This window comes from Streptomyces sp. NPDC005195 (assembly GCF_040608315.1).
GTDB lineage: Bacteria > Actinomycetota > Actinomycetes > Streptomycetales > Streptomycetaceae > Streptomyces > Streptomyces kaempferi.
This window is the reverse complement of sequence record NZ_JBEXHZ010000024.1, coordinates 94,881-105,395: the sequence shown is the minus strand read 5'-3', so window position 1 is coordinate 105,395 and position 10,515 is coordinate 94,881. Positions and strand designations below refer to the sequence as shown.

Genomic DNA, 10,515 nt, shown 5'->3' with positions numbered 1-10,515 from the left:
CACCGCGAACGGACCGGACAAGGCGCCAACGTCGGAACGTCGCTGCTCGCCACGGGCGTCTGGGCCACGGGAACACTCGTGGCCGGCGCACTCGCGGGCGGCACACCGTTCGAGCTGCACGACCGGAACGTACCGGTGAACGCGCTGACCAACCCCTACCGGACCGCGGACGGCCGGTGGTTCATGCTGGCCACCTCGTCCGCGCACTGGCCGGGACTGGCGCGGGCCATCGGGCGTCCCGAACTGCAGGCGGATCCCCGTTTCGCGGACATCGAGGACTTCGCGAAGAACGCCGCCGCGCTGAGTGAACTGCTCGACACCGCGTTCCGCACGCGTCCTTTCGCCCACTGGCAGGACGTCCTGACCCGGGAGCGCATCACCGTCGGCCTCATCCAGACACCGGAGGAGGCCGCGAAGGACCCGCAACTGCGCGAGAACGACGTCGTCGTGCCCCTGGAAGGGGTCGAGGGGCTGACGGAGACCATCAGCAGCCCGGTCAACCTCCGCGGAGTACCGAAGGTCCCGGCCAGGCGGGCACCCGACCTGGGCGAGCACAACGACGAGATCCTCGCCCAGCTGGGATTCGGCCCCGCCGAGATCACCGAACTGCGCGCTCGGGGCGCGATCCCCGGCACGACGGAAGCCGAAGCGGCGTCATGAGCGCGGGCGGCGGCCGGCAGACGGGGGCGACCCGCCGGCCGCGGTAACGGGTCCGTACGCGGGCCCGTACCCCCGGCGGCCTCGCCGGCGCCCACCGCACCGAAGCGGGTGCGGGCGTTCGCCCTGCACGCCGTTACGACACCTCCCATGCTGGAACTGCGACACCCCGCTGCCCGGTCTCGTCCGTCCCCCGACACCACGCAACCCCCGCAGGAGCGCACCATGCCTACCCTCGACCGCCAGGACAACGTCTTCGTGCTCGACCTCGGAGACGGAGAGAACCGCTTCCACCCCGACTGGCTCGCGTCCGCCGACGCCGCCCTGAACGAGGTGGAGAAGGCGGAAGGGCCGCGAGCCCTGGTGACCGCCGCGACGGGCAAGTTCTACTCCAACGGCCTGGACCTGGAGTGGCTGTCCGCCCACGCGGACCAGCACGACGACTACATCGTCTCCGTCCACAGCCTCTTCGCCCGCCTGCTGTCCCTACCGATGATCACCGTGGCAGCCCTCCAGGGGCACACCTTCGCCGCCGGCGCGATGCTCTCCCTCGCGCACGACTTCCGCGTCATGCGGAGCGACCGCGGCTTCTGGTGTCTGCCCGAGGCCGACATCAACATTCCCTTCACTCCCGGCATGTCCGCCCTGATCCAGTCCCGGCTGGCGCCACAGACCGCGCACGAGGCCATGCTCACCGCTCACCGCTACGGAGGGTCGGACGCCGCGGCCGCGGGCATCGTCGACCAGGCGGTCGCCGAGGACGTCGTACGGTCCACGGCCGTGGAGATCGCCCACGCTCAGCTGAGCAAGGCCGGCGACACACTCGGCACCATCAAGGCGCGGATGTACGGCCCGGCTCTGGCATCCCTGCGCGACACGGCCGGCCCACGCGGCTGAGAAGCGGGCTTTCCGGCGAGGCGGGTGACCGGGACCGCGCCGTGCCGGCGATCCCGCGACCGGCCGCGGGGCCTCCCACGGTTTCGCCGCGACAGCCACCGCGCCGACGCGCGACGCCTCGGAACCGACTCGTGGATCGGGTTAACGTGTCAGTGTGGAGATGCTGCATCTGCGCTACTTCGTCGCGGTTGCCGAGGAGCTGAACTTTTCCGCGGCGGCCCGTCGGCTGCACATGGCCACGTCACCGCTGAGCCAGCGGATCAAGGATCTGGAGCGGGAACTCGACCTCCGGCTGTTCGAGCGTGACACGCACAGTGTCAAGCTCACGCCGGCCGGAGAGGCGCTGCTCCCGATCGCACGGGACGTACTGGAGCGGGTCAACCGCATTCCGTGGCGGCTGCGCGAGGTGACGCGGGCGGAGCGCGGCACCATGTTCGTGGGCATTCCGTCCGGGCTCCACCCCAGACTGAGGGAACTCGTCAACATCCTCGCGGAGCGCGCCGACGAGTGGTGCGAACTCCTGCGCTGGCCCGGCACCTCCAAGGCTCTGGTCACCGGCGTGTGCGAGGGGAGGCTGGCGCTCGCGCTGGCCCGGTTGCCGATCAGTGACCCCGCACTGGACATGCTGCCCGTCATGTCCGAACGGCTCGGAGCGATCGTGCCCGCCGACCAGTTCATCGGACGGGATTCCGTGGCGCTGGCCGACCTGGCCGATCTCAGCTTCGTCGTCGCACCGCAGGAGTTGAGGTTCCCCTATTTCGATCAGCTCGACCGGGAAATCTCGGAGCGGGGAATCAAGAAGCGCATCAAGCTCACCGACTCCGGTTATGGAGGAATCGCCGAAGTGGTTTCCAGCGGGATAGCGTTCTACTTCTCCATGCTCAACGCGGAAAGCCCCATGCACGGCTACGCCCTGGAGAACACGCGGGTCCTGCCGTTCACGGATTTCGAGCCCGTCCTGGACACCGCCCTGATCTGGCGGCGGGACCGGGCCTCCGGTGGTGACCTGGACGACATCGTCGCAGCGGCCCGTGAGGTCTTCGCCGATCCGCTGCACATGTGAGACGAGCGGCATCCGGATTCGATACCGATATCGGCGTGACCGCTGCGGTCACGCCGATATCAGCAATATGATGATTCCATTCTCCGCGCAGCTCCCTTAGCGTTTCATGTCAGAGGCAGCCGAGACATGAAAGGACGCGGCAATGGCGGACACACACAGTTCCGGACCGCTCGAAGGCGTGCGGGTCATCGACCTCTCGACCGTGGTCATGGGCCCGTACGCGGCCCAGATCCTCGGAGATCTGGGCGCCGATGTCATCAAGATCGAGTCCCCCGCCGACTCCCTGCGCGTGGGCCAGTACCGCAACACGCCCGGCATGACCCCGCTGCACCTCAACGTGAACCGCAACAAGCGCAGCGTGTCCCTCAATCTGAAGGACGAGGCCGAGCACGCCCAGGCCCTCGAGCTCATCCACACCGCCGATGTGCTGATCACCAACATGCGGCCGCGCGCGCTCGCCCGGCTGAGCCTGACCTACGACGACCTCGCCGCCGCCGACCCGGGCCTCGTCTACGCGCACGCCGCGGGGTTCCGCGGTGACTCCGACCGGGCCGACGCCGCCGCCTACGACGAGACCGTGCAGGCCGCCTCCGGGCTGGTCGACATCGCCGACCGCGCGCTGGGCACGCCGCGTTACCTGCCCAGCATCCTCGCCGACAAGATCTCCGGCCTGACCATCGTCTACAGCGTGCTGGCCGCCCTGGTGCACCGGGACAGGACCGGGCACGGCCAGCAGATAGAGATCCCGATGGCCGACACGCTGATCGCGTTCAACCTGGTCGAGCATCTCGCCGGCCACACGTTCGAGAAGGCGACGGGTCCCACGGGCTACGCGCGGTCGCTGTCCGAGCAGCACAAGGCGCGGCGCACCAAGGACGGCCTGGCGGCCGTGCTCCCGTACACCCCCCACAACTACCGTGACTTCTTCGCCGCCGCGGGCCGCCCCGACCTGGCCGCGGACCCACGCGTCAACGGTCCCACCCTCGACCCGGCCGACGCCGACGACCTGTTCGCCCTGGTCGGCGAGTGCACCCCGGCGCTGACCACGGCGGAGTGGGCCGAGGTGTGCGCGAAGCACAGCATTCCGATGGGTCCGGTGCTGGAGCTGGAGCGCGCGCACGAGGACCCCTACGTCCGCGACGGCCACCTCCTCGAAACGATCGCGCACCCCACCGAAGGCCCGCTCCGCACGATCGGGATCCCGGTGAGGTTCTCCGCCACCCCCGGCTCGATCCGCCGCCTGGCCCCGGTTCCCGGCCAGGACACCGCGGAGGTCCTCGCCGAGCTCGTACCGCGGCGGGCGACGTCCGCGACGGGGCGGACCTCGCCCGCCGCGGCGCGAGCTGTCTCCCGCTGAGCCACAGAATCGCGTAGGAGAAGCCACGACCAGCAACGGTGTGCGTGTGCAGCGGGTCTGTTCGACCCTGCTGATCACCATCGACCGCCCCCAGGCACGCAACGCGGTGAACGCCGCGGTCGCCGCCGCCCTGGCCGCCGCGCTGGACGAACTGGAGGCCGACTCCGCATTGCGCGCCGGTGTCCTGACCGGAGCGAAGGGCACCTTCAGCGTCGGCAAGGACCTCAAGACCACGGACCTCAAGACCGCACTGAACGGCGAGTCACCGACGATCCCGGGCCGCGGGTTCGGCGGCCCGGACGGGGCCGGACGCACGAAGCCGCTGATCGCCGCCGTGGAGGGGGTCGCGCTGGGCGGCGGACTCGAACTCGCCCTGGCCTGTGACCTGATCGTCGCAGCCGAGGACGCGACGTTCGGCCTGCCCGACGTCGAGCGCGGTCCGATCGCCGTCGGAGGCGGTGTGACCCGGCTGCCCGAGCGCGTCCCGTACCACCTGGCGATGGAGTTCCTGCTCACCGGCGGGCCGGTCAGCGGTGCCCGCGCCGAGCGGCTGGGTCTGGTCAACCGGGTCACCGGGCCCGGCGAAGCGGTGGCCGTCGCCCTCGGGCTCGCGGAGCAGCTCGCACGCAACGCGCCGCTCGCACTCGCCGCGGTGCGGAACCTCGTACGGGCCGCCGATGGTGTGCCGGAGGCCGACCTCTTCGCCGTGCAGCGCGAGGAACTCGGCATCCTGATGGCCTCGGCCGACGCACGCGAGGGCATGACCGCCTTCGCCGAGCGTCGCGCCCCGCGGTGGACAGGGAAGTGACGTGAGGATCGAGGACGGCGACCCGTGGGGGGACAGGCGGGCTTCCTGGACGGTGTCGCGGCGCAGGAACCCGGGGCGACTCAGCTCGCCCGCCACCCCGTCCAGCGGGTGACGAGCACCTCCACCACCTCGCCCGCAGGGGGACGGCCGGTGTACTGGAGCGGGTACTTCTCGGTGAGCAGCTCCGCGTAGTGGGCCGCGTCGGCGGACCGGCCTGCGGGTGGGAGCACGCGGGCCCGGCCGTCGGCGCGGGTCCACCAGAGCTGGTCCCAGTCCTCCTGGTAGTGGTCGGCGAGGAGCGAGACGGCGGGGTTGGCGAGGATGTTGGAGAGCCGTTTGAGGTGGGCCGACCGCTTGGGCTTGTGGTCGACGGCCATGGCCACCGTGTCCCCGGTGACCACGAAGACCACCGGCACCAGGTGCGGGCGGCCTTCGGTGTCGGCGGTGGCCAGGCGGGCGACCCGGGACGCCGCGAACCGTTCGCGGGCCTCGGACGCGGTCAGGAGGGGCATCAGCGGAAACGGGCGGCGACCTCGGCGAACTGGTCCAGCTGTGCGAGCGTCGCCGGCTCGGGATCGGACGGCAGATAGAACAGCACGCGCTCGACGTCCAGTTGTGCGTAGCCCTCGACCGCCTCGGTGGTGGCGGGCACACCGTAGACCGTCACCGGGACCGCGCGGCCGGCCATGGCCCGCATCTCCTCGATCTGCGGGGCCAGCACCTCGGGCGGGACGCCGTTGGCGAGCCAGACGTCGCCGAGTTCGGCGACCCGGGGGAAGGCGCCTCTGCCACCGCCGACGAAGAGGGGCGGGTGCGGCTTCCGCACCGGCTTGGGCCAGGCGTAGACGGGGTCGAAGTCGACGAACTCCCCGTGGAACTCGGCCTTCTCCTTGGTCCACAGTTCGAGGATGGCGCGCAGCCGCTCGTTGACGAGCTTGCCCCGGGTGGCCGGGTCGGTGCCGTGGTTGGCCATCTCCTCGCGGTTCCAGCCGACGCCGACACCGAAGACGGCCCGGCCGTCGGAGACCAGGTCGAGCGAGGCGACTTCCTTGGCGGTGTGGATCGGGTCGCGCTGTGAGACCAGGGCGATGCCGGTGCCCAGCAGGAGTCGTTCGGTGACGGTGGCCGCCGCGGTCAGCGCCACGAAGGGGTCGAGCGTGCGGTAGTAGATGTCGGGCAGGTCCCCGCCCGGGGGATAGGGAGAGCGGCGGTCGACCGGGATGTGGCTGTGCTCGGCGATGAACAGCGAGTCGAACCCGCGCTCTTCGATGGCGCGCCCGAGGGGGGCCGGCCGGGTGCTCAGATCGGTGATGAAGGTGGAGATCCCGAATTTCACGCGGCTCCTTCGTCGCTGGTTCCCGCTGGTGCCTGGTGGACTGTGGCCCCGGCCCGGCCGTACCGTCCGGACCCGGATGCCGCCGGTGCCACGGGCTGCCGCCCATTGTCAGCGAGGGGGGCGGGCGGCGGGCGGGTGGCGCGCCGGTCCGTGCTCCGACCGCGCGTGACCGTCGACGCCCGCGCGCCGCTGTCGCGGGAATGTCTGCGGGGCCCATGTGGTTTTCACCCATGTGGTGGTGAAGGGAACTGTGTCCCCGGGCCTCACCTTTATGCCCATGAGGACGATCGTTCGGCTGAAGCCTCATGGAGCCCTCGCCGCGGAGGCGACCGCCCTTCACTACCACGCCTGTAGGTGTGCCCCTTCCGGGGTACGGCGAGGAGACCCGTGCCTTCGGCGGTACGCGATCGCTCGTTCGGGCTGCTGCATCGCCTCGGTGTACTCAGCCCGCGTTCTCGGTCCCCTTGTCCGTGGAGCGGCGGTACTCGGCGTTGATGCGCTGTGCTTCCTCGAGCTGGTCCTCGAGAATGATGATGCGGCACGCGGCCTCGACCGGGGTGCCCTTGTCCACGAGCTCGCGGGCGCGCGCAGCGATCCGCAGCTGGTAGCGGGAGTAGCGCCGGTGTCCGCCCTCCGAGCGGAGCGGAGTGATCAGCCGGGCCTCGCCGATGGCTCGGAGGAAGCCGGGGGTGGTGCCGAGCATCTCGGCGGCCCGTCCCATCGTGTACGCGGGGTAGTCGTCGTCGTCCAGACGGCCACCGAGCGGAGTATCTGCTGTCATTTCACCTCGTTGAGCAACGCGTCGAGGGGCCCCGATGCCGTACGGCACCAGGGCCCCGAAGGAAATTCAACACCATCTGTCGGCCTTACCGCTGCGCCGACCTTCTGTTTCCGCTGACCGGCCCCGGGGAGGGGCGGGAGTGCGGGGATCGAGGATGCGTGACCGGGGACCACCTTCCGTTCCGGGTTCGGTGCGGTACCCGGCCGTTGGTGCTCGGGCCGGGCGATCTGATGGTGTCTGTTCCTCCGTTCTTCCTCTGCGTCCGCCACGCGTCACTTCGGTGCTGCCGACGGCCCCTCCGGTTGCGGGCCGTCCACGTGGCGGTCATGTCTACGTGAGAAACTTTAGCCATGCTGCCGACCAATGTCTACTCTGACAAAGACAGATTTTGGCGTCGGCGTGTCGCAGGTATTGTGGGGTCCGCGGGCCACCAGGATCGCGTTCGCGTCCGACCGGCCGGCGACGCCCATAGAATCGGCTCTCATGTCGAACCCTGACGAGCTGCTCGTGGACATCTCCGCCATGGTGGAGACCGGGCAGAGCAATCAGATGTCGCTGACCGTGGTCGCCGGCGGAGCCGTCATCACCGGCCGGCTGGCTCCCGAAGCCGTGTGGCGGGAGCGTGTCTCGGACGTCCTGAAGGACTCCGACCGACTCGGCCCGTTCTCCGATGTCTTCACCGCACGACGGGCGGAGAGCCGGGCGGATCGTGGCGAGCCGCCCACGCATCTGCACTTCCACCTCGCCCGGATCCTGCAGGGGAACGTCGGGATCCCGGAGACGGGCGGAATGTACCGCGTCGCGATCAAGGACGTCAGTGCCTGGACCGTGGGCGACTTCAGCTACTTCGACCAGTGAGACGCCGCGCTGCCGGATCGGCCCCGTGCGGCCGGTGGTTGTCGCCCGGACGGTGGCGCACGACGAGGGCCCGGCCGACATGTGTCGGCCGGGCCCTCGTCGTCGTCCTGTCGGCGGTTTCCGTCAGTCGCTACCGCCGGACGGCTCCGTCGGTCCGCACGGTCGCGGAGTCCGCGCGTCCTCCTGGTGCCGCGGCGCCAGGCCCTCGACTCCTCAGAGTCCCAGCGTGGCCGGGCTGCCGAGCAGTGCCGACGCGTTCTGCAGCGGCGTGAGGACACGGGTGGGCTGTACCGCCTCCTGGCCGTCCTGGCAGGTGAAGCCGAGGCGGGTCATGGCCCGGGTGACCTCCCCGCTGGTGAAGTCGCGGCGGTCCTGGCGGGTGATGACCTCGCCCACCTGCTTGACGGGGTAGTGGCGGCGGCCGATCAGGACGGACTCACCGGTGATCGGCTCGGGCTTGACGCCCTTCATCGAGGCCAGCACCCCGTTCTTGGAGAGGTCGAACGGGAACCTGGCGATGACGCAGCGCATGATGCCTCACAGGGGAACTGGGAACAGGGGAGAGGAAGAAGTGGGTCCGACCGGGTGGGACGGATCAACCGACGAGGGAGGGAACACCCGTGACGCGGTCGTGTCCGCCGGCGCCGAGGACGTCCCGTACCCGGATCCGGTCCGTGTAGGCGGAGCTGTCGCGGACGGCGGCGAGCTGGGCGCGGGTGATCGCGCCCGTGCACTGCTCGTCGTCGTCGCACAGGAGCAGGTACCCGACACGGGCACTGGCCATGACGGACAGGGCGACTTCGACGGTCATGTCGCCGACGACCCGCGGTCCGGATACGTCCATGGCGTCGATCGGGGCCGGGGCGGTGTCCGCCGGGCGTCGCCGCGTCTGAACCGTCGTCAGTGTCAAGGCCGGTGCCAGTGTCAAAGGATGCCTCCTGCGCAGTGGGGTGAGCTGTCCCGTCATGAAGTGCGACGCCGCCGGTGCCGGTGCCGCGGTACCCGGGCGTGCCGCGAGAGTCCCGCCTGCCCCGCGACGCCCGGCAAGCCCTCAGGCCGCGGAGTCGAGGGCCGACGGTCGCCGTGCCGGACGGCGCGCCGCCTCGCCGGTGGGCCGCTCCTGCCCGGCGCCGCCACGCCGGCCCCGGGACGAGCCGGAGCCCCGGGAGGACGAGCCGCGGGACGCGGAGGAACTCCGGGAGGCGGAGCCGCGGCGGGTGCGTTCCACGGCCGGCGCGGTGATGACCACCGGTACGCCCGAAGGAGCCTGGGCGCCCGTGATCCGGCTCAACTCGTCCTCACCCGAACGTACTTGGGTGGTCAGAGGGGTGATGCCGGCCGCGGTCATCAGCCGGCTCATGTCGCGGCGCTGCTGAGGGGTCACCAGGGTGACGACGCTGCCGGACTCGCCGGCCCGCGCGGTACGACCGCCGCGGTGCAGGTAGTCCTTGGGGTCGCTGGGCGGATCGACGTTCACGACCAGGTCGAGGTTGTCGACGTGGATCCCGCGTGCCGCGACGTTGGTCGCGACCAGGACCGTCACATGCCCGGTCTTGAACCGGGCCAGCGTCCGGGTGCGCTGCGGCTGGGACTTGCCCCCGTGCAGGGCCGCCGCGCGGACACCGCTCTGGAGCAGATGCTCGGTCAGCCGGTCCACGGCGTGCTTGGTGTCCAGGAACATGATCACCCGGCCCTCACGCGCGGCGATCTCGGTGGTCGTCCGCTGCTTGTCCGCGCCGTGCACGTGCAGTACGTGGTGCTCCATGGTGGTGACCGCGCCCGCGGACGGGTCGACGGAGTGGACCACGGGGTCGGTGAGATAGCGACGGACGAGCAGGTCGACGTTGCGGTCCAGGGTGGCGGAGAACAGCATCCGCTGGCCCTCGGGGCGTACTTGGTCGAGCAGTGCGGTGACCTGCGGCATGAAGCCCATGTCGGTCATCTGGTCGGCTTCGTCGAGGACGGTGATGTCGACCTGGTCGAGGCGGCAGTCGCCGCGGTCGATGAGGTCCTTGAGACGTCCCGGCGTGGCGACGACGACCTCCGCACCGCCGCGCAGCGCGCCCGCCTGCCTGCCGATCGACATCCCGCCGACCACGGTGGCCAGCCGCAGCCGGACGGCGCGGGCGTACGGGGTGAGCGCGTCGGTGACCTGCTGGGCGAGTTCGCGGGTGGGCACGAGCACGAGGGCCAGCGGCTGCCGCGGCTCGGCGCGCCGTCCGGCCGTGCGGGCCAGCAGGGCGAGACCGAAGGCGAGGGTCTTGCCCGAACCGGTGCGACCGCGGCCGAGCACGTCACGGCCGGCGAGCGAGTTCGGCAGGGTGGCCGCCTGGATCGGGAAGGGTACGGTGACGCCTTCGTGCCCGAGCGCCTCCAACAGCGGTGCGGGCATGGCGAGATCGGCGAAGGCCTCGACGGCGGGCAGCGCCGGGGTGATCGTCGCCGGCGGTGCGAACTCGCCCTGCGGCGCGCTCTGTCGACGTCCCTGGCCCTCGGAGCGTCGCGGACCTCCGGAGCGGCCGGCGGTCGAAGCCCCGAAGCGGCTGCCGCCCCTCCCGGAGCCCGAACCTCCGGTGCGGGTACGGGAGTAGCGGTCGTTCGTGCGCGTGCGGTTCATGTGGAACCTTCCTTGATGCGGCGCGTATCAAGGAATTCCCGCAGCAAAGAGCAGCGCAGAGAATCGCAAGAACGAGCCGGGACAGTGCGGAACCGATGCGGTTCCGCCGGGGAATGCTCACGGGAAACATCGCTCAGATAA

At 70.7% G+C, this 10,515-nt stretch carries 12 protein-coding genes; 6 read left to right on the top strand and 6 right to left on the bottom strand.

The features are described 5' to 3' along the window. The 5 genes from ABZV34_RS23715 to ABZV34_RS23695 form a co-directional block, all read left to right on the top strand. On the top strand, positions 1–660 hold a 660-nt coding region (locus ABZV34_RS23715; RefSeq protein WP_356279997.1), incomplete at its 5' end, for a CoA transferase. Between the two features lie 222 nt (positions 661–882). Next, positions 883–1,554: an enoyl-CoA hydratase-related protein gene (locus ABZV34_RS23710; protein ID WP_356279994.1), complete on the top strand. Its 672-nt coding sequence runs from the start codon at positions 883–885 to the stop codon at positions 1,552–1,554. Positions 1,555–1,714: 160 nt separating this feature from the next. Continuing rightward, positions 1,715–2,617 (top strand): LysR family transcriptional regulator, encoded by a 903-nt coding sequence (locus tag ABZV34_RS23705; RefSeq protein ID WP_356280015.1) that lies wholly within the window; start codon positions 1,715–1,717, stop codon positions 2,615–2,617. A gap of 142 nt (positions 2,618–2,759) precedes the next feature. After that, a complete protein-coding gene (locus ABZV34_RS23700) occupies positions 2,760–3,974 on the top strand; it encodes a CoA transferase (protein ID WP_356279991.1) in 1,215 nt (404 codons plus the stop codon). Positions 3,975–4,014: 40 nt separating this feature from the next. Continuing rightward, positions 4,015–4,782 carry a crotonase/enoyl-CoA hydratase family protein gene (locus ABZV34_RS23695; protein ID WP_356279988.1) on the top strand — a complete coding sequence of 256 codons (768 nt, stop codon included), beginning with the start codon at positions 4,015–4,017 and terminating at the stop codon, positions 4,780–4,782. 80 nt (positions 4,783–4,862) lie between these two features. Here ABZV34_RS23695 and ABZV34_RS23690 read toward each other — a convergent pair whose 3' ends face one another. The 3 genes from ABZV34_RS23690 to ABZV34_RS23680 form a co-directional block, all read right to left on the bottom strand. Then, on the bottom strand, positions 4,863–5,294 hold the full coding sequence (locus ABZV34_RS23690; protein WP_356279985.1) for a TIGR03668 family PPOX class F420-dependent oxidoreductase: 432 nt from the start codon (positions 5,292–5,294) through the stop codon (positions 4,863–4,865). Further along, entirely contained in the window at positions 5,294–6,118 is an 825-nt protein-coding gene (locus ABZV34_RS23685) for an LLM class F420-dependent oxidoreductase (RefSeq protein ID WP_356279982.1), read from the bottom strand. Before ABZV34_RS23685 ends, ABZV34_RS23690 begins: the two co-directional genes overlap by 1 nt. A gap of 442 nt (positions 6,119–6,560) precedes the next feature. Continuing rightward, positions 6,561–6,899: a MerR family transcriptional regulator gene (locus ABZV34_RS23680; protein WP_356279979.1), complete on the bottom strand. Its 339-nt coding sequence runs from the start codon at positions 6,897–6,899 to the stop codon at positions 6,561–6,563. Between the two features lie 483 nt (positions 6,900–7,382). Here ABZV34_RS23680 and ABZV34_RS23675 point away from each other — a divergent pair, with 483 nt between their 5' ends. Continuing rightward, entirely contained in the window at positions 7,383–7,757 is a 375-nt protein-coding gene (locus ABZV34_RS23675) for a hypothetical protein (RefSeq protein WP_356279976.1), read from the top strand. A 213-nt stretch (positions 7,758–7,970) separates the two neighbouring features. Here the strand turns inward: ABZV34_RS23675 and ABZV34_RS23670 are convergent, their stop codons facing one another. The 3 genes from ABZV34_RS23670 to ABZV34_RS23660 form a co-directional block, all read right to left on the bottom strand. Further along, positions 7,971–8,288: an SCO5918 family protein gene (locus ABZV34_RS23670; protein ID WP_356279973.1), complete on the bottom strand. Its 318-nt coding sequence runs from the start codon at positions 8,286–8,288 to the stop codon at positions 7,971–7,973. A 64-nt stretch (positions 8,289–8,352) separates the two neighbouring features. Continuing rightward, positions 8,353–8,601, bottom strand: a complete 249-nt coding sequence (locus ABZV34_RS23665) for a hypothetical protein (RefSeq protein ID WP_356279970.1) — start codon at positions 8,599–8,601, stop codon at positions 8,353–8,355. Positions 8,602–8,808: 207 nt separating this feature from the next. Continuing rightward, a complete protein-coding gene (locus tag ABZV34_RS23660; protein WP_356279967.1) occupies positions 8,809–10,374 on the bottom strand; it encodes a DEAD/DEAH box helicase in 1,566 nt (521 codons plus the stop codon). Positions 10,375–10,515 lie beyond the last annotated feature (141 nt).

Bases quoted from the DNA above. Each gene is read 5' to 3' on its own strand.
- ABZV34_RS23710 (WP_356279994.1), top strand. From the start codon at position 883: ATGCCTACCCTCGACCGCCAGGACAACGTCTTCGTGCTCGACCTCGGA.
- ABZV34_RS23705 (WP_356280015.1), top strand. From the start codon at position 1,715: ATGCTGCATCTGCGCTACTTCGTCGCGGTTGCCGAGGAGCTGAACTTT.
- ABZV34_RS23700 (WP_356279991.1), top strand. From the start codon at position 2,760: ATGGCGGACACACACAGTTCCGGACCGCTCGAAGGCGTGCGGGTCATC.
- ABZV34_RS23690 (WP_356279985.1), bottom strand. From the start codon at position 5,294: ATGCCCCTCCTGACCGCGTCCGAGGCCCGCGAACGGTTCGCGGCGTCC.
- ABZV34_RS23680 (WP_356279979.1), bottom strand. From the start codon at position 6,899: ATGACAGCAGATACTCCGCTCGGTGGCCGTCTGGACGACGACGACTAC.
- ABZV34_RS23675 (WP_356279976.1), top strand. From the start codon at position 7,383: ATGTCGAACCCTGACGAGCTGCTCGTGGACATCTCCGCCATGGTGGAG.
- ABZV34_RS23670 (WP_356279973.1), bottom strand. From the start codon at position 8,288: ATGCGCTGCGTCATCGCCAGGTTCCCGTTCGACCTCTCCAAGAACGGG.
- ABZV34_RS23665 (WP_356279970.1), bottom strand. From the start codon at position 8,601: ATGGACGTATCCGGACCGCGGGTCGTCGGCGACATGACCGTCGAAGTC.
- ABZV34_RS23660 (WP_356279967.1), bottom strand. From the start codon at position 10,374: ATGAACCGCACGCGCACGAACGACCGCTACTCCCGTACCCGCACCGGA.